Raw genomic sequence first — 25,742 nt, forward strand, 5'->3', positions numbered from 1 at the left:
TTGCAAATATAGAACATTTTTTTTTAACGACCTAATTTCTATTAGATAATCTGTTAAAATACATGGTTGTTAATTCAATAACTGATATATAAAAATAGTAATAAATATTAAAGATAAAATAACATCGTAACCTGTTGTTAAAATAAATCCTAGAAAAGAACCTAATGCCGATTTTAAAGCTGAAACAGATTTAATCTTTGTGAACAATAATTCTGCTATAAAAGCACCTAAAAATGGTGCTACGATAAAGCCAAACGGTGGAAAAAAAAATCCAATAATCAATCCTAAAATAGAACCCCAAATACCGTATTTAGTTCCTCCCAATTTTTTGGTCATATAAATAGGTAATAAGTAATCAAATAATATTCCTAATATTACAAAAAATAAAGCTACTAACAATGCTATCCAACTATAGTTTGAATCATTACTAAACTTGAAGACAACTAAGCCTATAAATGACAATAACGAACCTGGCAAAACAGGTAAAATTGTTCCTATTAAACCCAAAATCAGTAAAAACCCACTTAAGATATTCAATAACGTATTTTGATCCATTTTTTAATAAACTTAAATAATCTCTATCTTTACAATAATAATTCCAACTTATGCAAGACAAATCTTTTTACAAAGAAATTTCTGATGGTGTAAAATTCTTTTTTAACCAACAATTTAAAATAGATTTATCAGAAAACCTTTTTACATTTCTAGAAATCATTTCATGGATTGCAATTTTATTTGTTGTTGATTTTATTTTAAGAGCGATTATTATTCCAATTATAAAAAAGATTACCAATTATACAGAAAATGATTGGATTCATTTTTTATATAATAATCGTGTTTTTAAATCAGTTATTCATCTTATTCCAATAAGTTTAGCAATAAACATTAATCCAATCTTATTTAAACAAGGTGTAAATATTCTTTTTCCTATTCAAAAAATAACAGAATTATTATTTTTAATTGTATTCACACAAGTTTTATTCAGAATAATAAATACAATTATAGATGTTTATAATAAAGAAAATAGTTACATAACTGTAGGTGTGAGAACTTTTGGTCAAATGCTAAAATTTATTATTACATTTTTTTCTGTCATTTCAGGAATAATGGTCTTATTTACAGTTAACCCAAATACTATTATAACTGTTTTAGGAGCACTAACTGCTGCTGTTTTATTAATTTTTAGAGATGCGATTTTCGGTTTTGTTTCTGGATTACAAATATCTTATTCAAAAATTGTAAAAGTTGGTGATTGGATTACAATTTCAAAAGGAGATGTAGAAGGATTAGTGAAAGAAATAAATATTAATCTTGTGAAAATTCAGCGTTTTGATAAATCTGTTACAACTGTACCTACAGTGGATTTAGTTTCTTCTCAAGTAACTAATCATATGGCTATGTTAGCAACAGGAACTAGACAAATAAAAAGATCTATCACATTCAATGTTAATTCTTTTAAATTTTGTAATGAAAAAATGTTTAATCATTTCGAAAACATTACCATTATCAGTGAATATATTAAACAAAAACGAGAAGATATTTATAATTTCAATCAAAATATAAACCATCCTGAAATTGATCTTAATGGAGAGAATTTAACAAACATTGGTGTTTTTAGGATATATGTTGAAAATTATTTAAAAAATTTAAAAACAATTTCATCTAGAGATTCTATTATTATAAAACAACTCGCGGTTACTCCAAATGGAATGCCTCTAGAGATAGGTTGCTTTATTAATACGATGAGTAATATTGAATTTGAAAGAATTCAAGCTGATATTTTTGATCATTTATTAACTGCTTGTCGTAAATTTGACTTAGAAATTATGCAAAATATTTCAATTACTGATATAACAAAATAATAATTCATTAGAAATGACAAAATTAAGTGTTAACATAAATAAGATTGCAACAATACGAAATGCAAGAGGAGGAAATACTCCAAATTTAGTAGAAGCTGCAATAAAAATACAAGAATTTGGAGGACAAGGAATAACGATACATCCTCGTCCAGATGAAAGGCATATTCGTTATCAAGATGTTTATGATTTAAAACCTGTTGTTACTACAGAATTTAATATCGAAGGAAAACCTATTGATAGCTTTATAGAATTGGTTCTAAAATCAAACCCTGAACAAGTTACTTTAGTTCCTGATGCTGAAGATGCAATAACTTCTAATGCTGGTTGGGATACAATAAAACATTTTGATTATTTATCTGATGTGATTAAAACATTTAAAGAAGCAGGTATTAGAACTTCTATTTTCTTAGATCCAAATCCTTCTTTGGTAGAAAGTGCCGCGAAAACAGGTGCTGATCGTATAGAATTGTACACAGAAATGTTTGCTTCCGAATACGAAAAAGGAAATAAATCTGCTATAAATCCATACAAAGAGACAGCTTTATTAGCTATAGAAAATGGATTAGCTGTAAATGCAGGACACGATTTAAGTTTAGATAATATAGAATTTTTTATTCGTGAAATTCCTCAAGTTGCTGAAGTTTCAATCGGTCATGCACTTATATCTGAAGCTTTATATTTAGGCTTAGAAAATACAATACAAGCTTATTTACGTAAAATAGAATTAGCTAATTTATAACATGAACATATTACATAGTAAAATTGTTGGTTCTGGAGATAAACATCTACTTGTTTTTCATGGACTATTTGGACAATTAGATAATTGGAATACTTTAGGAAAAGGGTTCGGAGAATATTTTACAACTCATTTAATTGATTTACGCAATCACGGAAGGAGTTTTCATGATGATGATTCTTCTATTGAAGCAATGACAGAAGATATTATTAATTATATGAATGCTCACTCTATTAAAAAAGCTCATCTTTTGGGACATTCTTTAGGAGGACGAATTGTAATTAATTTTGCTATGCTTAATCAAGAAAGGTTAGACCATTTAATTGTTGCAGATATGGCTCCGAAAGCATACCAACCTCATCATAATGCTATTTTTAAAGCTTTAAATTCTGTTGATTTTGATAAAGTTGATTCAAGAAAGGATGTTGAAAATATTTTAAGTGAATATATACCTGAAATTGGAGTTCGTCAGTTTTTATTAAAAAACGTTTATAATGCTGAAAATGGTAAATATGCCTTTCGTTTTAACTTACCTATTTTATATAAATTTTATGATAAAATGATTGGTCATGATTTATTGAAAGGAGAATTTGATGGACCAACTTTGTTTTTAGGAGGAGCAAATTCTAATTATATTTTACCTGAGGATGAAATGATAATTAAAGAACGTTTTCCAAATGCAGAAATCAAGAAAATTGCAAATGCTGGACATTGGATTCATGCAGAAAATCCAAAAGATTTCATGAATGAAATTTTAAATTTCTTATTAAATAAATAAACTGAAAAAGATTAAAATAAAAAAAGTAGCATTAAATTTATAACAATGCTACTTTTTATTTTTTTAAGGTTTATCGAGTGACCAATAAATTGTAGTCTTATCTCTACTATATTCTATAAAATTTATTTTTTTTAATAAATTAATCGAATCAATATTATCTATTAAACAACAAGCTGTAATTTTATCTAGAAAATCATTTGAAAAAGCCCAATCAATTAACATTCTAGAAGCCTCCTCTGCGTAACCTTTTTTTCTTTCTTCTTTTACAATTCCATAACCTATATCACAACTTTTTTCTACAAAATTGAATCCTTTGAAACCAACATCTCCTATTATTTCTCTTGTATCTCTTTTTACAATCATCCAAGATTCAAAACCTGTTGGATAATCAACTTTTGTAAGATTTCTAATTATTTTTGGCAAAGTTTCTACAACATCTTTATCTGGCCAATTAATTCCTCTCACAAGATTTAACTTTACTAAATCTGAAAAATCATTATTTAAAATATTTTTACAAAGCTTTAATGTAAAAGGAATCAATATTAATCTTTCACTTAATAATTCTTTTTTTTCTAAATCTTCTAAATTCATAATTGATGAAATTTTTCAATATTGAAATTTATCGATTCGTCTTGACTCAATTTTTTATCAGAAAAACTAACCAATTCTATTCCTTTAAATGAAAAACGAACTAAATAATCTCTACCTTGGAATTTTGATTCTATCACTTTACCATCAAAAATACCTTCTATACAAATTACAATTTCTTCAGGATAAATAATTATTTTATTTTGAGATTGAATATTTAATTCTTTAGAAGTATCTTTTGATATAACATTTACATATCCAAAAAGTTTAGAAACATATTCCGAATTAGGAAAATTCCTAACTTTTTCTACATGATCAAACTGTATCATTTTTCCTTTTTCTAAAACTAATATTTTATCTGAAGTATAAAAAGCATCATTTAAATCGTGAGTAGTAAAAATAACTGTTATATTATGCTTTTTACACCATTTCATTATTTTTTCTCGAATTGTTAATTTAAGTGTTTGATCGAGATTTGAAAAAGGTTCATCTAATAATAATATCTTAGGTTGTTGTGCCAAGGCTCTTGCAATAGAAACACGTTGTCTTTGCCCACCGCTTAATTTATTCGGAAAAATATGTTTAAAATCCAACAATTCAACAACATCTAAAGCTTCATCAATTTGTTTTTGTTTAAAATCTAAATCAAAATTACTTAGAAATTTTCCAACATTTTCCCCTACAGTAACAAAATCCAATAAGTCATAGTCCTGAGCAACATATTTCATCATTTCATGACCAGGAATTAAATTATAAGCTGGACCTCTCAATTTTTTATCATAGTATAAAATTTCCCCTTGATTAAAATCTAATAATCCATAAATTAACTTTAATAAAGTTGATTTTCCACTTCCACTTTCTCCTATAATACTTATAACTTCTCCTTCTTGCACCGAAAAATTAATAGACTCTACTACTTTTTCTTTAAACTCTGGATAATTATACTCAAGATTTTGAATACTTAGCACTTTTAAAAATTTTTGTTTAATTTTGGATAAAGGTATTTAGAATAATTTAAAATCAATTTAATTAATTGATTTATGTCAATACCCACAATCAATATATAAACTATTTTTGTTGAAAATTAAAAAAACGATATGAAAAAATTATTTTTAGGATTAGCAGTAGTTTCTGCTATCACATTAACGTCTTGTGGAGGAAAAACTGAAACTAAAGAAACTACAGAAGCTAAAGAAGGTGCTACAGCAACTGAAGGAGCAGTAGATTATTCAGTAGATACTACAACTTCTGTTGTTAATTGGAAAGGTGGTAAAACTTTTGACGATATCAAAAAACCAGAAGAAGGTCACTACGGAGATGTTAAATTAAAAGAAGGATCTGTAAAAGTTAATAATGGAGTTTTAGAATCAGGTAAATTTGTTGCTGATTTCGCTTCTTTTGAGTCTAAAGATTTAGATGGTGATAAAGACAGCAAAGGTAAATTAGAAGGACATTTAAAATCTGCTGATTTCTTAGACGTTGAAAAATATCCAACAGCTACATTTGAAATTACAGGAGTTAAAGCTTTAGAAGGTGGTGATTACAACACTGAAATTTCAGGTAATTTAGATTTCCGTGGAACTCCTAAGAATATAACATTTAAAGCTAACGTAACAGTTGGTGCTGATAATGTGACTATTAAATCTGAAGAATTTGGAATTAATCGTAAAGATTTTGGAATTACTTTCCCAGGTGCAGGAGGATCTATAATAAAAGACGAAGTTTTATTACAAGTTGATCTTACAGCTAAACCTTCTACTACAGAAGCAGCTAAATAATCAAAATAAATTAATATTTTAAAACCTCACATTTTTGAATGTGAGGTTTTTTTTTATAAAATCTTATTTATTTTTTTATGATAATTAATTGAACTTAATTATATTCGTATTCATAATTAATTATATACATTAAAAACAAAATGAAAACAATTAAGTTCTTCCATCCGGATGAAACATTTAATTATCAGATTGAAAAATCTTTATGCAAAGTCGTTTTTCAAGGAAATAAAAGATGTTTGTTGGTAGAAATACATTCCAATGATGACCTAGAACATGTAGAAGGAGATTCTTTACAAAATGATTTCCCTCAACTTTCTCTGTTTATAGACGATTTTCCTTTAGATGCTGAATCTATTGAAGATTTAAATGGTAAAACCATTTCTATTCCTTACGGATTTGCTGAGGAAGAAGATGAAGATGGTGAACTAGTAGAAGTTTATTACACTACATTGAATATTTCTGAAGAAGATTATGAAACTGTAAATAATAAACTTTCATTTGATGTAAATGATAAAGGAGTTTTAACTTTAAATTGGAAAGGTGAAGTACAAAATTTCACAGAAGATTCTGATCAAGATATTCCTTTTGAAGTTGAATGTACTTTTGAAGATTTTGAATTTAATGATGACGAATTTGAAGTTGATTTAAAAAAGATATAATAAAAGCTCCTATATAGGAGCTTTTATTTTTTTCTAAAAAACTTCTTAAAAGATTATATTTGTTGATATAATAACTATATATCAATCTAACTAAAAATGAATTTATTAAAACTTCTTCAAAGAGTTACTTACACAGGAAATAAAATATTATATATTGATGGATTAAGATTTTTTGCTGTTGTAAGTGTATTCATTGCTCATTTCTTCGATTATTACAGTGATAATTATCCTGCTTTTGACGAAAAATTTAATATTTCTAAATATAAATACACAAGTGGAGTTGGTGTTTTATTATTTTTTGCAATAAGTGGATTCATTATATCCTTACCATTTATAAAACAATATGTTTATAATGAGAAAAAAGTTAGTATAAAAAATTATTTTATACGAAGATTAACCCGTTTAGAACCCCCTTATATATTATTATTAATTTTATTTTTTTTACTACAAGTTTTTGTATTTCATTCTAAAAGTTTTAGTGAATTATTTCCTCATTTTTTAGCTTCATTATTTTATTCCCATAATTTAATTTATCATGAAATGCCAGTAATAAATCCAGTATTATGGACATTAGAAATAGAAGTACAATTTTATATTATTGCACCTTTAATATTACTTATTTTTAAGACAAATAAATTGATTAGAAGAACTATTCTTCTATTAGTTATTTTCGGCTGGAGTAGCTTTAATTTCATTCCAAATCTAGGATTTAAAAATCTTTTAGATTATCTACCCTATTTTTTACTCGGAATCTTTTGTGCAGATATTTATTTAGATAATAAAATAGAAATCAAAAAACATATAATTTTTGATATTATATGTTTTGCTGCAATTATTATTATTTTTATTAATCCTAATCAGAATATCTTTTTTTTAACAATAATAGCTCTATTAACTCTTTCAAATAAATCTAAATATTTTATAAAACTATTAGAGAGAAAATTATTATATATTATTGGAGGTCTTTGTTATAGTATATATATGCTTCATCAAAAATTGATTTATTTATTAAATGCTTTTTATCCCCCAAATAAAATATTTTTTAATAATTATTATTTAGATTTTAGTATAAAGTTTATAATTACCGCCATTGTTGTACTAGTAATTTCCTCTATATTTTTTATTTTAGTTGAAAGACCTACAATGAAAAAAAATTGGTGGAAATATAAGGACTATAAAAAATTATTTTTTTGAATAAAAAAAAATAGTGTTAGAAATATCTAACACTATTTTTTATAAACTATTTTTTTATTAATCTTTATTCAACATAGAATGTTCTTTCGTATCCTTCATAAATAAATATACAATAAGAGAGAAAGCTATACAACCAGTGATGTACCAATAAAAATAATATTCTACATCATGTTGTTTAGCTAATAAAGCTAAATATTCTGCTGAACCTCCAAAAATACACACTGTTAAAGCATATGGTAAACCAACTCCTAAAGCACGAATTTCAGCTGGAAATAATTCTGCCTTAACTACAGCATTAATAGATGTATAACCAGAAACAATAATTAAAGCCACCATTAAATAAGCAAAAGCCCCCCACATTGTTGTTACATTTGCTAAACCTGTTAATAAAGGTACTGTACATAAAGTACCTAAAATTCCAAATCCTAATAATAATGGACGACGTCCTATTTTATCTGATAATAAACCAAATAAAGGTTGTAAACATGCAAAAATCAATAATGATAAAAATGAAATAAAAGTTGCTTCTTCTTTTGTAAGATTAACTGTATTTACCAAAAATTTTTGCATATATGTTGTATACGTATTAAATGCTAAAGTACCTCCCATAGTAAGTCCTACAACAGTTAAAATAGATTTAGGATATTTTAATAACTGTTTTATTGTTCCATTATTTTCTTTTTTATCAGAACTATCATTATTTTTCTCAAAAGCATCTGTTTCATGTAAATTCTTTCTTAAATATAATGCTATAATGGATAATATTGCACCTATAACAAAAGGTATTCTCCAACCCCAAGACAAAAGTTGTTCTTCTGTTAAAAGTAATTTTTGTAATATTAGTAAAATTCCTAATGCAATTAACTGTCCTCCAATTAAAGTTACATATTGAAATGAAGAATAAAAACCTCGTCTATCAGCAGTAGCCATTTCAGATAAATAAGTTGCAGAAACCCCATACTCTCCACCAACACTAAGACCTTGTAATAAACGAGCAATTAATAATAAAGCAGGAGCTAAAACTCCTATTGTTTCGTAAGTAGGAGTCAATGCTATAAGTAATGACCCAAAAGACATTAATAAGACAGATAATGTCATAGCTCTTTTACGACCAATTTTATCTGCTATTGTTCCAAATAACCATCCTCCAATTGGACGCATTAAGAAACCTACAGCAAAAATACCTGCGGTATTTAACAACTGCGCAGTTCTATCTCCTGTTGGGAAAAATGATGAAGAAAAGTAAATTGCAAAAGCTGCATAAGCATACCAATCATACCATTCTACAAGATTCCCAATAGATCCTCCAATAATAGCTTTTACCCTATCTTTTACAGTTAATTCACTATCTAACTTCTGAGTGTTGTGTGACATATTTATTTATTTTTATTTTTATAAAGCAATTTGTAAAGTCAAAAGATGTTCTCCTCTTCTCGTAAAAACTTCTTTTGTATCTTTCGTATATAATGGACGTGATGAATATTGATAAGCTATTTTTGCATTTTGAGATAGAATAAATAAGTTTGCTCCTATATCATAATAATTCCCTACTTGATTTAATGCCTCAAAATCTTTTAATGAATACGATGCAAAAGGTTGAATTTTTATTTTATCACTAAATTTAGGTAAAACAAACCCTGCTTGAGTATACCATATTTTACCAGTTCCTAATAAGAATTTTGAATTACCAAATCCCTCCAAAGCCGTTTGCCCTGTATAACTAGCATCAGCTGTTCCAGGATTCATTATACCTGTTGTTCTTAAGTAATTTGGTCCAAAATTATATCGATAAAATACCGAATAAAAACTTATCGCCATTTCTTTATTTTTAGGTCCAATTGGCATATCCAAAAAAGCATCGGCACCAAAAATAAATTCATTATAAGACTTATACACATCCTTTTCAGGTTGTGCTAGAGTTGCCTCGTTAGTCGAATAAAAACCTGCACCTATATTAAATACTTTTTTTGAACCTAAATAAGTACCTGCAAAAAATGAAGTTGTTGTATTTTCTTTTTCAAAAAATTGATACATTCCATAAGCTGCATAAGATAATTTCCCTGATTTATTGTTATCTACTATTTTTCCTACATCTGGTTTATTATTTGTTGCAAAAGGTTTATTTACAGCAACACGATAATTAAATTTATTAACTTCACCATGCACAAATACACCGAATTGTCTAGAAAATTGATCTGAAACTTCTATATTAGGAAAATTAAATACTGGTAAATCTGCAGTTAATAATTTTGTTGTACTAGCGTTTGTCATTCTACTAACTCCTGACCAACCATGCAAACCTGCACCTATATATAAATGGTTTTTATTATCTTTTTTAGTAATTTCATTTTTTCTAGGAATTATAGCAAGTTCATTGTAAGCGTCCATAAAAAATATCTGAGGTTTTTTACCTTGCCCATTCGCTCCTGTTCCTGTTCCTCCCCCACTTATAAATGATTGATTATTGATCCCAAATTGTACAACAATAGAATAATAATTAGATAATTGTGCTGATACAGAAAATCTCATTCTTCTTAATCCTGCATCATAAGTATTTTTTTGAGGTACATCATTAACTGATGTTCCAGGATTATTCTCTATACTTCTTAACCAAACCTGACTAGATAATCCAAATTTGATATTTTTACTTCCAGATTCATCTAGATTTAATTTAATTTCACCTAATGAATTTTTGAATTTTGGACCTTCGTTTGTTTTTTCCTCTACTTTTATTTTTTTTTCTATTGAATCTTGAGCAGAAAGAGCTCCTGATAAAATAAAAGTAGTTAGTAAAAAATAATTTCTCATTTGTTGTTTTGTTTTGATGTGTATGATATACACTACAAAATAACAAATCAATTTTGAAGTAATTTTGAAGTTTTACTAAAGAAATACTGAATTTTATATTTATCTGTATATAAATTAATTAAGCATTCAAAAGATTAAATTCTAATAGTAAATTGATGCAAATTTGAAGAAAAAGTATACTTAATTTCAAGATCATAAACATTTAATATTTTCTTTACTAAAGCTAAACCAAGCCCTATAGATTGTGTATTATGTTTACCTTTATTAAATCTTTTAAAAATAGTATCATTTGTAAATTCTTGTTCGTACCCCGTATTTCTTATAATAAATCTAGAAGAAGTAAGACCAATATAAATACTTCCATTTTTATAATTATGTCTATTCGCATTACTAACTAAATTTGATATAACTATATGAGCTAAAAGAGGATTAATATTAATGTAAATATCTTGTGATAAATCTAATGTAACCTTTACATCATTCATTAATATTAAATCTTCTTGTTCAGAAATTACATTTTCTATCAATTCTGTAAAATTTATTAGATCTTCTGAATTTTGATGATCTTCCAAGCTCATTAAAAGAATAAGAGATCTATTAATAGCCGAAATTCTATTCAAACTATCATACATTTCACTTAAAGATGTCATTTGAAACTCACTAATATCTTCATTAAGCATCAACTCTATTTTAGCTTTTATATTTGCAATTGGAGTTTGCAATTCATGTGACAAATTCTGAGAAAATTCTTTTAATGCATTATAATGTCCTATTGATTGCTTAGAAGTCCTTATAAAAAATTCATTTAATTGATTAAGTTCTCTAATTTCTGTTTTGGCTGTTTTTAATTCTTGATTTTCTCGAACATCAAAATGTTCCATTTCATTTAATAAATGATAAAATGGAGTATATAAATTACGAGCAATCAATTCTCCAAAAAATATAATTGATATAATTACAAAAATAAATATCCAAGCAATAACCATTACAATACCTATGAAAAATTTATTATCTATAATAATTAATCCTATCTGTGCCTGAATTTGATAATGAGAATTTTTTACATAAGGATAAGTAGTCACAGTAATGTGATTCACCATTGTTTGTAACTTTGCATCCCATTCGTAAACATCTTCTTTTATTACTTTCTTTGTTAATTCTTTTTGAGAATCGCCTAAAATTTTGATTGTAATGTCTGGATGCTCATCTTCTATTAATTCTATTGGAACTCCTTCAGCAATTTTTTTTTCAACAACATTACTTAGCTTTTCTAATTTACCTATTGCTGATTGGGTTGTAGCTCGTTCTACAGCAAAATAAAATATAAAAAAACCAAATGCCATTGAACAAAAAACGACAAGTGTAAAATATTGAGTAATTTTTTTACTTAACCTCATCTAATTATCAGACCATTTATAACCTAAACCATATATAGTTTTCACATAATCATTACCTCCAGATTCAGATATTTTTCTTCGAAGATTTTTCAAATGTTGATATATAAAATCAACATTATCCAAATTATATGTATAATCTCCCCATAAATGTATTGCTATAGCTTGTCTAGAAAGAACTCGATTTTTATTATTAATAAAATAGATTAATAAATTAATTTCTTTTTTTGTTAAATTAATTATTGTTTCTCCTATTTTACATTCCATAGAATGCATATTAATCATAATTTCATTAAATACTAATAATTCTTCTGCTGTATCTATATTTCCTCTACGCATAACAGCTTTTATACGAGAATGAAGTTCTGGTAAAGGAAAAGGTTTTGTAATATAATCATCTGCACCACTATCTAAACCTAGAATTTTATAATCCAATGAATTTTGAGCTGAAATAATAATCACTTTTGTTGAAGTATATAAAGATTTTATTTCATTTAGTAATGTAATTCCTGTACCATCTGGAAGAGTAATATCAAGTAAAACACAATCATACTCAAACATCGAAAGCATATCTCTCGCTTGTGATAAATTAGGAGCCCATTCACAAATATAATTTTCTTGCTGAAGAAAATTAATAATATTACTCGCTAATTCTTTATGATCTTCAACTAATATAATCTTCATTTATCAACAAATTAGGCCTTAAAGATAATAATTTCATTATAAAAGAAAAAAGCTGCCCTAAAAGGACAGCTTTTTTCTTTTATAATGTAAGTTAAAGATTAGTTACCTCCTTCTTCCATTTTCTTTTTCAATGCTGCTAATTCATCTATATCTCCTAAAGTAGAAGTTTCGATAGAGTTAGAAGAATTGTTATTGTTATTATTGTTAGATGATTTCTCAGCTTTAACTTCTTCTTCACGGAAAGTAGCTGTATGAGAAACTACAACACGACGGAATTCTTTGTTGAATTCAATAACATTGAAAGTTGTCTCTTCACCTTTTTTGATACGAGAACCATCTTCTTTCTCTAATGTACGAGCTGGAGCGAAAGCTTCAACGTCAGCATCTTCGAATTGTACTGTAGCACCTTTGTCAAATACGTCAACTGCTTTACCTGTGTGAACTGTACCTACTGCATATTTAGCTTCGTATTTATCCCAAGGATTTTCAGTTAATTGTTTGTGTCCTAAAGATAAACGACGAGCTTCAACGTCTAATTCTAAAACAACTACATCTAATATGTCATCTACGTTAGTAAACTCAGATGGGTGTTTGATTTTCTTAGTCCAAGATAAATCAGAGATGTAAATTAATCCATCAACACCTTCTTCTAATTCTACGAATACACCGAAGTTAGTGAAGTTACGAACTTTACCTTTGTGAGTAGAACCTACAGGGTATTTAGTTGTAATATCTGTCCAAGGATCTGGAGTTAATTGTTTGATACCTAAAGACATTTTTCTTTCTTCTCTATCTAAAGTTAAAACTACTGCTTCAACCTCATCACCTACTTTTACGAAATCTTGAGCAGAACGTAAGTGAGTAGACCATGACATTTCAGAAACGTGGATTAAACCTTCTACACCTGGAGCAACCTCAACGAATGCACCGTAGTCAGCTAAAACAACTACTTTTCCTTTAACTTTATCACCAACTTTGATATCAGCATCTAAAGCATCCCATGGATGAGCTTCTAATTGTTTAATACCTAATTGGATACGAGATTTATCTTCGTCGAAATCTAAGATTACAACGTTGATTTTTTGTCCATCTTCTAAGATTTCAGATGGGTGGTTGATACGAGACCAAGATAAGTCAGTAATGTGGATTAAACCGTCAACACCTCCTAAGTCTACGAATACACCGTAAGATGTGATGTTTTTAACTTCACCTTCTAATACTTGTCCTTTCTCTAATTGAGCAACGATTTCTTTTTTCTGAACTTCGATATCAGCCTCGATTAACGCTTTGTGAGAAACTACTACGTTTTTGAATTCTGGGTTGATTTTAACAACTTTGAACTCCATAGTTTTTCCTACGAATTGTTCGTAATCACGGATTGGTTTAACATCGATTTGAGAACCTGGTAAGAAAGCTTCAATTCCGAATACGTCAACGATCATACCACCTTTAGTACGAGCTTTGATGTAACCGTTAACGATTTCTTGAGAATCGTGTGCTTTATTAACAGCATCCCATGCATTTAATGTACGAGCTTTTTTGTGAGATAAAATTAATTGACCATTTTTATCTTCACGTTGATCAACCATTACTTCAACAATATCCCCAACTTTCAAGTCTGAGTTGTAACGGAATTCGTTTAATGAAATAACACCTTCTGATTTGAAGTTGATATCTACGATAGCTTCTTTATCTGTAATACGTACAACTTGTCCTTTGAATACTTCATTCTCATGTAAGTCTTCTAAAGTTGTATCGTACATTTGCTCTAATTCAGCTTTTTCTTTACGATCTTCTTCGTTTAATCCTGATTCGAAAGATTCCCAATCGAATGATTCTGGAGCTACGTTTGCATTTGCAGTCGTATCAATTGCAGGAGTGTTAACTACAACTTCTTGTACCTCCTCGTTTTGTGTTTCTTTAGACATAATTCTAAAAATTTGTATCTCAATCAACTTTATTTTGGAATCTTTTAAAAAAATGGAAATAAATGAAAGAGAGATGTTTAACTTGTTCGTTAATTGCCAGATTCCTTGCTCATTTTAGCGAGTGCAAATATATAATTATTTTTTTGATTATATGGCATCTTTTTAGCTTTTAATAATATAGGTTAAAATTTATTCTTGTTTAATTATTAGATTTTTATAAATTGAAAAAAATAAATTAAAAAATGGTAACGAATTTTCTTTGCAATAGCGATTGTCGTGGAAATCCTTTTTTCTTCAAAAAAAGATTGAAACAAAAGCGCGACCTGAAAGGATTGCTCTAAAAAAATATTAAATTAGTTAAAGTTTGAGTTAGTTATAAAACTTATTGATAACTTGTTTAAAAGCTGGAGTTACTATGGATAATATAAAAAAGATAAAACGTTTTTCGAAAATTGTAAGTGTTCTAACAAAATACGGATTTGAAGAAATAATTTCTCGAGGAAATAATTTAATTAGTTCTGATGATGATTCTGATTTTTATAATTCTAGCTTTAATGAACGTTTACGTTTAGCGTTAGAAGAATTAGGTCCTACTTATATAAAATTCGGTCAACTATTAAGTAATCGAAAAGATTTAATTCCTGAAGATTTAGCAGATGAGCTAAAAAAATTACAAGATGACGTTCTTGTAGAAGATATTGATATTAAACAAAAATTAGTTGACGAATTTGGAATAGATCCTACTGAACACTTTATATATATAGATGAAAAACCTTTTGCTTCTGCAAGTATATCTCAAGTTTATAAAGCTAAATTATTGTCTGGTGAAGAAGTTATTCTAAAAATTAAACGATCTAATATTCAGAATATTGTAGAATCTGATTTAGCTTTAATTCGTGATATCGTTTACTTTCTTGAAAAAAAATATACTAAATTACAAAAGCTTTTTATATCTGAAATTGAAAAATCATTCGAGAACTCTATAATTAAAGAATTATCATTAACAAATGAATTATTGAATATTGAACGTTTTAGAAAAAATTTTGAAAAAAGTAAAGATGTTTATGTCCCTAAAACCTACTCTGACTATTGTAATAACAATATTTTGTGTATGGAATTTATTAATGGATATAAGGTAAATGATGTAGAAAGTTTGAAAATTTTAAACCTTGATCCTAAAAATGTAGTGCAAAAAGGATTTGAAATTTATTTAAAACAAATTTTAACTGATGGTTTTTTTCATGCAGATCCTCATCCTGGAAATATTTTTATTCTAAGAAATGGTCAAATTGTTTTTATCGATTTTGGTTCTATGGGAATTATAACATTAAATGAAAAAGAAGATTTAGAAAATGTTGTAATTGATTTTGGCCTAAAGAACCCTAAAAGAATTGTTCGTTCCCTAAAAAGAATGGCTATAAAACAATATATAGAGAACGAAAAACAATTGGAACGTGATATAGCGGATGTTTTGGATTACTTAGAATATAATACTGTTGATACAATAGAAGTACAAATTCTTATTAAAAAATTTAACGACATACTACAACGTAATCATGTTTTATTACCTGAATATGTTTATTTACTACTTAGAGGCATTGCTTTAATTGAAGGAATAGGAAAAGAATTACATGCAGATTTAAATATTCAACAATCGATAAGACCATATGCAATAAAACTATCTAAAGAAAAATTTTATCCAAAAAATATCAGAAAAAAAATGCTGAATAATATGAAAGATATTCAGGATTTAATGAATGATTTACCAGAAGATGGTTTAAAATTATTAGAAAAAATAAATAATGATAAATTGACTCTTAATTTTAAAGTTGATGAAATTGAAAATATAAAAAGAGTAACTAAAGATAGTGTTAATAAGCTTGTTTTAGCTATTTTAACTTTAACTTTTGGACTTGGAGCCAGTATGCTAGCGAATACAAAAGTAAGACCAATTTTTCTTGATATGCCTCTACTTTCATGGATAGGTTATTTAATGTCTGTATTTACTGCTATTTGTATTGTTGTTTTAATATTTAGAAAGAAATAAAAGAAGATATATGAAATTTTCATATATCTTCTTTTATTACACAATAATTACCAGTATCCTAGAACCTTCCACCAAAGACCACCAATAACTATCCAAATTATTAAATTAATTATACTTATTATAAATCCTGTTTTCCACCATTCTCCGAGTGTTGTATATCCAGAACCAAATATAATTGGGGCAGTACCTGTTCCATAGTGAGTAATAGACATCATTAATGATGATGAAAATCCTAAAATAAGAGCCCATAACATAGGTGGAGCGTTAAGACTTATTCCTGCTAAGAAAAACGCTCCATACATGGCTGTAATATGCGCCGTTGTACTTGCGAAAAAGTAATGAGAATAAACATATATTAATAATAATATTATTATAGACACAATCCAATTTAATCCTAAATTAGATATACCTGTTCCAACTGTAACTGACAACCATTTCACTAAACCTAATTTTCCTAAAAAACTAGCCATCATTACTAAAGCTGCAAACCATACTATTGTATCCCAAGCTCCTTTATTTTTCAAAATATCATCCCAAGACAGTACACCTGTCAATAATAATATTGCAAGACCTATAAAAGCAGCTGTTGTTGGAAGTACCGCAAATTGCTCTCCAAATATCATTGCAGGAACACCTGCCCAAAGAAATAGTAATATAACGAATGTTGCCATTGTAATTAATTCAGGCAAAGAAATTTTACCCAATTCTTTCAATTTTTCTTTTGCAAATTTAGGAGCATCTGGTGTCTTTTTAATTTCTGGTGGATATAAGTAATATACTACCAAGGGAACAATTATTAAAGAAAATAATGCAGGAACTAAAGCTGCTATAGCCCACATACCCCAAGTCAATTTAAATCCTGAGTCCTCAAATATTAAATTAACAATTAAAGGATTAGGAGCTGTTGCTGTAATAAACATTGCTGATGTTACAGGATTTATATTGTAAGTAACTAACGATAAATATTTCCCAATTTTATTTCTAGAATCATCTTCTGGATTAGAATTAAAACTAGTTGCTATAGAACGCATAATTGGATGTATGATTCCTCCACCTCTTGCTGTATTACTAGGAGTTACAGGTGCTAGAATTGTTTCTGAAAAACCTAAAGCATAAGCTATACCTAATGTTCTTTTTCCAAAAATTGAAACTAAAAAATATCCTATTCTTAATCCCAATCCTGTTTTTATTAAACTAATAGAAATCATTACAGAAACTCCTATCAACCAAATTAAATCATTAGAGAAACCGCTTAAAGAATCTTGTAATGCATCTTTTGCACTTTCTGGATTTGTAACTCCAGTTAATGCTACAAGAGCAATCGCAACTATAGAAATTGCACCAATAGGTAAAGCTTTACCTATAATTGATGCTATTGTACCTACAAACAAAGCTAATAAATGCCATGCGTTTGGATCTACTCCCTTTGGAACAGGGACTACAAACCAGATAATTAAAGTTAAAGCTATCGCTATAACTGCTGGTATTGGTTTTATTGGTGTTAATTGATTTACCATAAAATAAATAATCTAATATCTATTTAATGTGGTCAAATTATAGACCAAAACAGTTAAAAAAAACATAATATAAATCTTGTTTTTAAACTCGAAATTTCTCATTAAAAACAGGCAAAAACCTTTTAATAATGCGTAAATTAGTAAGCTTGTACTAAATTTAATTACTTATGAAAGTACATATGAAAACATAGCTTTTAATTATGAATAATAATTAAAATATCCGCACACTTCACGAATTAAATACATTGTTTTTTATTTATTTTTGAATATTATTCGATTTATTTGTACTTTTGCCTCCAAATGGAAAAAATAGAATTTAATTTAGACGCTATAGACCTTAAAATCATGCGCTTAATGCAAGAAAATGCACGCATTAACAATGCTGACATCGCAAGAGAATTAGGAATGGCACCATCTGGAATATTAGAGAGAGTTAAAAAACTTGAAAACAAGCAAGTAATTTTAGCATATCATGCTAAAATAAATCCTAATGCTGTTGGTCAAAAATTACTTTCCTATATGTTTATAAAAACAACTGACATAATAGGTGATGAAACTGTTGGTTTGCAACTTGCCGAAATTCCTGAAGTCTTAGAAGTTCATGATATTGCAGGAGAAGATGGATACTTGATAAAAGTAAGAACCAGTGACAACGAAGGCTTAGTCGAATTAATGCGAAAATCTCTTAGTAAAATTGGAGGAATAACCTCTACAAGAACAACAATTGTTTTACAAACAATTAAAGAAGAACAAAATATTGTAATACCAGAAAATTAAAAAATAGAATGGAAGGAAACAAACCAAGTAAATGGTTAATTATTTTTGCGTATTTTGTAGTTTACGTAGTTTGGGGTTCTACCTATTTCTTTATAGGTAAAGCTTTAAATAGCTTTAGCCCATTTATTTTAGGCTCGTTTCGTTTTATAGGCGCAAGTTTAATTTTGATGACTTATTGTAAATTAAAAGGGTATAAGTTGTGGGATAAACAAATTGTAAAACAATCTGTTTTTATTGGTATAATGCTATTATTTATTGATATGGCAGGAATTATCTGGACAGAACAATTTCTACCTAGTGGGCTTGTAGCCATAATGGCAGCTTCTGCAGCTATCTGGTTTATTATTTTAGATAAACCTAAATGGAAACAAAATTTTTCTAGTTTATCTACTATCCTAGGAGTTCTGTTAGGATTTATTGGTGTCTTAATGCTATTTTACGAACAAGTAATTGTAGTTGATATTAGTTCAGAACAGCAAACATTAAATATTATTGGTCTTATTATTTTAATTTTTTGCTCTATAGCATGGACATTTGGGTCTCTTTATTCTAAATATATTGTAGAAGCACAAAGAAAAAAGGATATAGAGAAGCCAAAAGAAGATTTAAATATTATGGTCAAAACAGCTTGGCAAATGATTACAGCTGGAGTATTATTTAACACTGTCGCTATTTTTAATGGAGAATATTCTCAATTTAGTTTTGCTAATATAAAAACTGAAGACTGGTTTTATATGGCATATTTAACTACATTTGGCTCTATACTTGCTTTTGGTTCTTATGTTTGGCTTTTACAAGTACGTCCTTCTATAGAAGTTTCTACTTATGCCTATGTAAACCCTATAATAGCCGTTGCTTTAAGTTACTTTTTTTCTGATGATATTGTAACAAGTTTACAAATTTACGGACTAATAGTTATACTCTTTAGTCTTTTACTAATGAATTGGAACTTGTATAAGAATACAAAAGTCATTCAGAAACTTTTAAACTATGTAAATAATAAGCGTATTACTAGCGCTCATTAAATATTATGATTGATTTGAATTAAAAAAGCAGTACAATTATTTGTACTGCTTTTTTTATAATATTGAATTAAATTTCTATAAAATTGTACACTTTACAATTTCTAAACCATATTGTGTTGTATGCGGTTCTTCCTCTGTTCTTGTGATAAGATTCATTTTAACGATTCCCAAATCTTTAATAATTTGAGATCCTATTCCATGATCTTTATCGTCTGGAGGTAGAATACCTGATTTTGATTTTCCTTCAGAATAACTTTTAAAAACTTCGATTTTCTGCTCTACAAATTCAGAATTCTGAATATTATTAATAAAAATAACAACACCTTTTTCTTCTTCATTAATAATATTCATTGTTTTTTCTAACAATGGAGTTTCACCGACCTGTAACGCACTAAATAAATCATAATAGCTATTAGTAGATTTAACTCTTACAGGAACAACATCATCTTTAGTCCACGATCCTTTCTTTAAAGCAAAATGTATTTGATTATTTGTTGTTTGTTGATAAGCAATTAAATCATATTCACCATATTTTGTTTTGGCCGTAAACTCTTCAATTCTTTTAACTAAAAATTCATTTTCTAATCTGTAAGCAATTAAATCCTCTATAGAAATAATTTTTAAATCAAATTTTTTAGCTATTTCTAGAAGTTCTGGTAAGCGAGCCATTTCACCATCTTCCTTCAATATTTCCACAATACAACCTGCTGGGTAACTTCCTGCTAAACGAGCCAAATCAACAGCTGCTTCTGTATGTCCTGTTCTTACTAAAACACCTCCATCTTTTGCTATTAATGGAAAAATATGCCCAGGTTTACCTAAGTCATCTGGATTCGTATCATCATTAATTAAAGCTTGAATTGTTTTTGAACGATCTGATGCAGAAATTCCTGTTGTACACCCATGTCCTTGTAAATCAACTGAAACAGTGAAATTAGTTTCGTAAATCGCAGTATTATGACCAACCATAAGATCCAAACCTAAAGCTTTACACCTTTGCTGAGTTAGTGGCGTACATACAAGTCCTCTACCATGAGTAACCATAAAATTAATAATTTCTGGCGTAGCAAATTCTGCTAAACAAAGAAAATCTCCTTCGTTTTCACGATCTTCATCATCAACCACAATGACTACTTTTCCTTGTTTTAAATCTTCTAAAGCTTCCTCAATTGAATTCAATTGAGATGATCTATTTTCCATTAGTTATAATATTATTGATAACGAGAATGCTCTTCGTTTTTGTTTGTTTTCTTAAATTTATTAAAATATTTTATAATTGGATCTAAATAAAGACTAATATTAAACAGTTCTGAATCTTGATTTGCTTTAAAACAAAATAAAATAGAAAATGGTAAAGATATTATATTAGCTAACCATGCAGCAATACCAGAATTTAATGTTCCATTTTTTGCCATATTTTCTGCAGAAAAATTAATAATAAAATAGATAACAAATATTATAATAGATATAATTACTGGCATTCCAATACCTCCTTTTTTTACTATAGCTCCTAAAGATGAACCAATTAAAAAGAATATAATACAAGTTACTGCATATGAGAAATTTCTTTGGTACTGAATATCTATTTTAGAGTATAATTTTTCACGATTTATTATTTCGTTCTTTGAAAAATCTAAATTTTCTTGATCACGATTTACCATTTGTATAGCTTGATTTAAAACTCTATCCTGATCATCTTTATTCTTTTTATTAAGAGCAAAAACTGTTTTAGTCTTTAAGGAATCAATTGTTTTTATTTTATTGGTATAAAAATAATTTTGATTAAAAACATTTGTTTGATATGTTTTATAATACTTTTTATAATCAATATTTAAAGAGTCGATTAGTTTTCTTAAACCAGCACCATCTAAGAATTTATATGAATTTCCTGGATCTTCCTCTTTTCCACTATTAATTATCTCAGAAATATCAATATAATAATTCAACGTATCAAACTTAGTATATTGATTTTCTTGATTTTTTCTCTGATTAATATTTTTATCCTTTATATTATCTGTATATGCTACTCCGTCATACAGTTCCATTTTAAGATAGTTATTATCATTTTTATCAGGAGCAAGATTACCTTTTTTAGCAATGATAGTCATTGTATTATCAGAAGATGATGAATTTTGATGAACAAATACATCTTCTAATTTTTCAGAGTTTTCACCTGACACCTTATTAATTTTCATTTGGAAGCCAGGTACTGTTTCAATAAAAACTCCTTCCTTCATATTTGCTGTAGGCTTTGTCTGAATAATATTTAAGTAAATAGACCTAGCTTTTCTTGCAGAAAAAGGCATGACTTTATCTCCAAAGAAATAAAGACCAATAGAAAGAAGCATAATTAACACAAACAAAGGTGCAAGAATTCTTGTTAAAGATATTCCAGAAGCTTTCATAGCAGCTAATTCATAACGTTCACCAAAACCTCCCATTGTCATGATAGAACCTAATAAAATAGTTAAAGGTAAAACAAGTTGAACTACATTTATACCTAACCAAAATAATAGCTCCGCTATAGTTATGGAATCTAATCCTTTACCAATTAAATTTTGCATCTGTTGCCAAGCAAATTGTACAATAAAGATGAAAAATAATACACTAAAGATAAAAAAAAATGGACCCAAAAAGGTCTTTATAATATACCAGTCAAGCTTTTTTAACATTGATTATAATTGAGTGATAACATAGCCTTGCGACTTATATTTCTTTTGGTCAAAGTTAAAGTAACTTTTGTGAATAAGTAAATTTTCTACATAATCTTTTACAGTAACAGAAGTAGTTTCTCCATTTTTACCATATTCATTATAGTCATAAATTTGATTATTAGACACGTTAACTCCTAAAACAGAGTATTTTACTGTAGAAGATTTTATTGGCGTCAACTTTATAAACTGTATTGTATTTCCACCTACAGTCTTTTTATTAGACAATGTATAAGTATAACCAGTTTTATAATTATTTAAAATTTTTGTTGGTGTTAAAAAATCATCTGAATTAGAAGTATCAGAAATAGTAATTTCTTTATCATCTTTAGAAATTGTATACAATTTAGTTCCTGTATAAATTTGATTTATATCTCCAACATTCAAATTAAATTTTTGCTTCATAGAAAATACCTCTCCTATATTCGTATTGGTTTTATTATTTAAGCTATGTTTTAAATCAAACTTAATATAATAAGAATTCGCATTAGTATATTTTGCATATACATTATCCAAAATTTGTTTTGCAGTTTGAGCATTTATTGAAATTGCTCCAAACATTAATATAACAAATGTGATAGCTATTTTTTTCATACAACTAACTTTTTAGAGAGGTTTATTATTTAATTCAAATTACTCAACAACTGTTCCAAACTTACGTCATCTTGTACTAATACTTGACGCGCCTTACTACCTTCAAATGGACCGACAATGCCAGCAGCTTCTAACTGATCAATCAATCTACCAGCTCTGTTATAACCTAATTTTAATTTACGTTGTAATAAAGAAGCTGAACCTTGTTGATTCATAACTATTAAACGAGCCGCATCTTCAAAAAGAACATCTCGATCAGATAAATCAATATCAAGAGCAGAATTTCCTTCTTCTCCTACATATTCAGGTAAATGTAAAGCATCTGGATATCCTCTTTGTTCTCCAATAAATTCAGTAATTTTATCAACTTCAGGTGTATCAACAAAAGCACATTGTAAACGAACCAATTCATTACCTGTTGTATACAACATATCTCCCTTCCCTATCAATTGATCTGCTCCTTGAGAATCTAATATAGTTCTAGAATCAATTTTTGATGTAACACGAAATGCAACACGTCCTGGGAAGTTAGCTTTAATAGTTCCTGTAATTACATTAACTGATGGACGCTGAGTTGCAACGATTAAATGAATACCTACAGCACGAGCTAATTGAGCTAAACGAGCAATTGGTAATTCAACTTCTTTTCCAGCTGTCATTATTAAATCTGCAAACTCATCAACGATTAAAACAATATAAGGTAAAAAACGATGACCATGTTCAGGGTTTAATTTTCTAGCTTTAAATTTAGCATTATATTCCTTTATATTACGAACAAAAGCATTTTTAAGTAATTCGTAACGATCATCCATTTCAATACAAAGAGAATTCAATGTATTAATAACCTTAGCATTATCTGTAATAATAGCTTCTTCAGCATCTGGTAATTTTGCTAAATAATGACGTTCTATTTTAGAATATAATGTTAACTCAACTTTTTTAGGATCCACCATTACAAATTTTAATTCTGATGGATGTTTTTTATAAATCAATGAAGCAATTATAGCATTTAAACCTACAGATTTTCCCTGTCCTGTAGCTCCAGCCATCAATAAATGCGGCATTTTTGCTAAATCTGCAACAAATGTTTCATTTGTAATTGTTTTACCAAATGCAATTGGTAATTCCATATCACAATTCTGAAATTTTTGAGAAGCAATAACAGAATGCATAGAAACCATAGAAGGATTACTATTAGGAACCTCTATACCTATTGTCCCTTTACCAGGAATTGGAGCTATAATACGAATACCAAGTGCAGATAAACTAAGAGCTATGTCATCTTCTAAATTTTTAATCTTAGAAATCCTTACTCCTGCTTGTGGAACAATTTCATATAAAGTTACTGTTGGACCAATAGTCGCAGTAATTTGAGATATACCAATACCATAGTTACCTAAAGTATCAATAATTCTATTTTTATTTGTTTCTAATTCTTTTTGATCAATTAACGTATTTCCATTATCATATTTTTTTAATAATGAAATTGGAGGAAATTGATAATTAGGCAAATCTAAACGTTGATCATACTCTCCTTGTTCTTGTACTAATCTATTTGAAGTAGCTTCAAATTCTTCCTCCTCATCTATATGTTGAACTTTTAATTCTAAATTATTTGAATTATCAGAATTAGAATTTTTAGATAATAATAATTCTTCTTCTACTATTTCTTCTTCTAAATCATCAATTACTAAAGGAGTTATATTTAATGGTGTTTCCTCTATGCTTTCTTCTTCTTGAGGTTGGTTGATTGTAAATTCTTGTTGAAAAGCTTCATTTGGAGTTATACCAATTGGCTCATCAATCAATTCAGGATTTTCTTCATTTACTAAAACTAAATCTTCTAATAAATCTTTTTCGTTTTGTTCCTGCTCTTTATTGAATTTATTAATCTTTTCTTGTTCTTCTTTTTCTTTACGCTTTCTTAATTCAATTTCTTCTTTACGAATTCTTTGTTCTTCTTTTTGTATTTTTTTCTCTTCATTTAATCGAGCTCTTTCCTCTAATTTCTCTTGGATAGATTCATAAGTCATCTTAAAATGAATAACACAGTAGATCAATAAACTAACTAAAAGTAAAAGTATCACTCCCCATTTACCTATAAAACTATTTAAAAAATCATTGATTTCAAACCCCATAACACCACAAAGTAAGTGTTGATTAGGGAAGAAACTACCAAAAAAAACTGGTAACCAGATAAGAAAAAATATACTTTGGTATAAAGTTGTAAATGGTTTTATTTTTTTCCAGTTTGTTGCAACTTTCAAACCTAACAGTATAAAAAATATTGGTACAAAAAAAGCTACAATACCTATTCCTTGTAAAATAAAAAACTCAGCAAGCAAAGCTCCAAATTTCCCAAAAATATTTTCGGCATTAACATTTTTATCTAATAAATCTGAGATTTGACTCTGATCCATTATTCCATTAAAAAAATAAGAAACAAAGGATAATGATAATATTAATCCTATAACAAGAAACACTATTCCTATAGTTGTTTTTGCAATTAATTTCCTTGGTGTTTTCGGTTTTTCTTCTGTGTTTTTTATAGCCATTTTAAAGGTCGAGTATAATTAAGACAAAAATAATAAATCTTTAGTTCACGAATCTAACGAAAACTATTTAATTTTTACTAAAATCATAGTCAACCTTTAATTAAATA

The 25,742-nt window shown here is 27.7% G+C and carries 22 protein-coding genes; 9 read left to right on the forward strand and 13 right to left on the reverse strand.

Going from position 1 to position 25,742, the window contains the following annotated elements; all coding sequences use genetic code 11:
* Positions 1–69: 69 nt before the first annotated feature.
* Positions 70–555, reverse strand: a complete 486-nt coding sequence (locus RT575_RS06600) for a DUF456 domain-containing protein (RefSeq protein ID WP_313383770.1) — start codon at positions 553–555, stop codon at positions 70–72.
* A gap of 50 nt (positions 556–605) precedes the next feature.
* Here RT575_RS06600 and RT575_RS06605 point away from each other — a divergent pair, with 50 nt between their 5' ends.
* Genes RT575_RS06605 through RT575_RS06615 form a run of 3 tightly spaced genes read left to right on the forward strand, consistent with a single transcriptional unit; the run spans position 606 to position 3,376 of the window.
* Positions 606–1,862: a mechanosensitive ion channel family protein gene (locus RT575_RS06605; RefSeq protein ID WP_313579700.1), complete on the forward strand. Its 1,257-nt coding sequence runs from the start codon at positions 606–608 to the stop codon at positions 1,860–1,862.
* A gap of 13 nt (positions 1,863–1,875) precedes the next feature.
* Positions 1,876–2,601, forward strand: a complete 726-nt coding sequence (locus RT575_RS06610; RefSeq protein WP_313383767.1) for a pyridoxine 5'-phosphate synthase — start codon at positions 1,876–1,878, stop codon at positions 2,599–2,601.
* 1 nt (position 2,602) lies between these two features.
* Positions 2,603–3,376, forward strand: coding sequence for an alpha/beta fold hydrolase (locus tag RT575_RS06615; RefSeq protein ID WP_313579702.1), 774 nt, complete (start codon positions 2,603–2,605; stop codon positions 3,374–3,376).
* Positions 3,377–3,439: 63 nt separating this feature from the next.
* Here the strand turns inward: RT575_RS06615 and RT575_RS06620 are convergent, their stop codons facing one another.
* Positions 3,440–3,967 (reverse strand): GNAT family N-acetyltransferase, encoded by a 528-nt coding sequence (locus tag RT575_RS06620; RefSeq protein ID WP_313579704.1) that lies wholly within the window; start codon positions 3,965–3,967, stop codon positions 3,440–3,442.
* The gene (locus tag RT575_RS06625; protein WP_313383764.1) at positions 3,964–4,932 is read right to left on the reverse strand and encodes an ABC transporter ATP-binding protein; all 969 of its coding nucleotides are present in this window, start codon (positions 4,930–4,932) and stop codon (positions 3,964–3,966) included. The genes RT575_RS06620 and RT575_RS06625 overlap by 4 nt, the downstream gene beginning before the upstream one ends.
* A gap of 129 nt (positions 4,933–5,061) precedes the next feature.
* Between RT575_RS06625 and RT575_RS06630 the strand changes: the two genes are divergently transcribed.
* The 3 genes from RT575_RS06630 to RT575_RS06640 all read left to right on the forward strand — a co-directional run bounded on the left by RT575_RS06630 (position 5,062) and on the right by RT575_RS06640 (position 7,595).
* Positions 5,062–5,742, forward strand: a complete 681-nt coding sequence (locus tag RT575_RS06630; RefSeq protein WP_313383762.1) for a YceI family protein — start codon at positions 5,062–5,064, stop codon at positions 5,740–5,742.
* 140 nt (positions 5,743–5,882) lie between these two features.
* Positions 5,883–6,401 (forward strand): hypothetical protein, encoded by a 519-nt coding sequence (locus RT575_RS06635; protein WP_313374147.1) that lies wholly within the window; start codon positions 5,883–5,885, stop codon positions 6,399–6,401.
* A gap of 96 nt (positions 6,402–6,497) precedes the next feature.
* Positions 6,498–7,595 carry an acyltransferase gene (locus RT575_RS06640; RefSeq protein ID WP_313579707.1) on the forward strand — a complete coding sequence of 366 codons (1,098 nt, stop codon included), beginning with the start codon at positions 6,498–6,500 and terminating at the stop codon, positions 7,593–7,595.
* 57 nt (positions 7,596–7,652) lie between these two features.
* On the opposite strand, the gene RT575_RS06645 is transcribed toward RT575_RS06640, so the two are convergent.
* The 5 genes from RT575_RS06645 to rpsA all read right to left on the reverse strand — a co-directional run bounded on the left by RT575_RS06645 (position 7,653) and on the right by rpsA (position 14,409).
* Positions 7,653–8,969 (reverse strand): MFS transporter, encoded by a 1,317-nt coding sequence (locus tag RT575_RS06645; RefSeq protein ID WP_313383760.1) that lies wholly within the window; start codon positions 8,967–8,969, stop codon positions 7,653–7,655.
* A gap of 18 nt (positions 8,970–8,987) precedes the next feature.
* Positions 8,988–10,403: a porin gene (locus tag RT575_RS06650; RefSeq protein WP_313579709.1), complete on the reverse strand. Its 1,416-nt coding sequence runs from the start codon at positions 10,401–10,403 to the stop codon at positions 8,988–8,990.
* 134 nt (positions 10,404–10,537) lie between these two features.
* Positions 10,538–11,800, reverse strand: coding sequence for a HAMP domain-containing sensor histidine kinase (locus RT575_RS06655; RefSeq protein ID WP_313579711.1), 1,263 nt, complete (start codon positions 11,798–11,800; stop codon positions 10,538–10,540).
* Complete coding sequence (locus RT575_RS06660; protein WP_313383755.1) at positions 11,801–12,481, reverse strand: response regulator transcription factor; 681 nt, start codon at positions 12,479–12,481, stop codon at positions 11,801–11,803.
* A 98-nt stretch (positions 12,482–12,579) separates the two neighbouring features.
* Complete coding sequence (gene rpsA / locus RT575_RS06665) at positions 12,580–14,409, reverse strand: 30S ribosomal protein S1 (protein ID WP_313579713.1); 1,830 nt, start codon at positions 14,407–14,409, stop codon at positions 12,580–12,582.
* A gap of 415 nt (positions 14,410–14,824) precedes the next feature.
* Here rpsA and RT575_RS06670 point away from each other — a divergent pair, with 415 nt between their 5' ends.
* Positions 14,825–16,456, forward strand: coding sequence for an AarF/UbiB family protein (locus RT575_RS06670; protein ID WP_313579715.1), 1,632 nt, complete (start codon positions 14,825–14,827; stop codon positions 16,454–16,456).
* Positions 16,457–16,503: 47 nt separating this feature from the next.
* On the opposite strand, the gene RT575_RS06675 is transcribed toward RT575_RS06670, so the two are convergent.
* On the reverse strand, positions 16,504–17,973 hold the full coding sequence (locus RT575_RS06675; protein WP_313383751.1) for an anion permease: 1,470 nt from the start codon (positions 17,971–17,973) through the stop codon (positions 16,504–16,506).
* A 309-nt stretch (positions 17,974–18,282) separates the two neighbouring features.
* Between RT575_RS06675 and RT575_RS06680 the strand changes: the two genes are divergently transcribed.
* Together RT575_RS06680 and RT575_RS06685 are read left to right on the forward strand one after the other, a co-directional pair.
* The gene (locus RT575_RS06680; RefSeq protein WP_313384000.1) at positions 18,283–18,750 is read left to right on the forward strand and encodes an Lrp/AsnC family transcriptional regulator; all 468 of its coding nucleotides are present in this window, start codon (positions 18,283–18,285) and stop codon (positions 18,748–18,750) included.
* Between the two features lie 8 nt (positions 18,751–18,758).
* Positions 18,759–19,775, forward strand: a complete 1,017-nt coding sequence (locus tag RT575_RS06685; protein ID WP_313579717.1) for an EamA family transporter — start codon at positions 18,759–18,761, stop codon at positions 19,773–19,775.
* A gap of 75 nt (positions 19,776–19,850) precedes the next feature.
* Here RT575_RS06685 and ribB read toward each other — a convergent pair whose 3' ends face one another.
* From ribB to RT575_RS06705, 4 genes are read right to left on the reverse strand one after another with little or no spacing between them, the layout of a single operon-like run.
* A complete protein-coding gene (gene ribB, locus RT575_RS06690; RefSeq protein ID WP_313383747.1) occupies positions 19,851–20,975 on the reverse strand; it encodes a 3,4-dihydroxy-2-butanone-4-phosphate synthase in 1,125 nt (374 codons plus the stop codon).
* Positions 20,976–20,986: 11 nt separating this feature from the next.
* Positions 20,987–22,447, reverse strand: coding sequence for an LptF/LptG family permease (locus RT575_RS06695; RefSeq protein WP_313579719.1), 1,461 nt, complete (start codon positions 22,445–22,447; stop codon positions 20,987–20,989).
* A gap of 3 nt (positions 22,448–22,450) precedes the next feature.
* Complete coding sequence (locus RT575_RS06700) at positions 22,451–23,080, reverse strand: outer membrane lipoprotein carrier protein LolA (protein ID WP_313579720.1); 630 nt, start codon at positions 23,078–23,080, stop codon at positions 22,451–22,453.
* Between the two features lie 29 nt (positions 23,081–23,109).
* On the reverse strand, positions 23,110–25,635 hold the full coding sequence (locus RT575_RS06705) for a DNA translocase FtsK 4TM domain-containing protein (protein WP_313579722.1): 2,526 nt from the start codon (positions 25,633–25,635) through the stop codon (positions 23,110–23,112).
* Between the last annotated feature and the right edge of the window lie 107 nt (positions 25,636–25,742).

Source organism: Chishuiella sp., from assembly GCF_032109125.1.
Classification (GTDB): domain Bacteria; phylum Bacteroidota; class Bacteroidia; order Flavobacteriales; family Weeksellaceae; genus Empedobacter.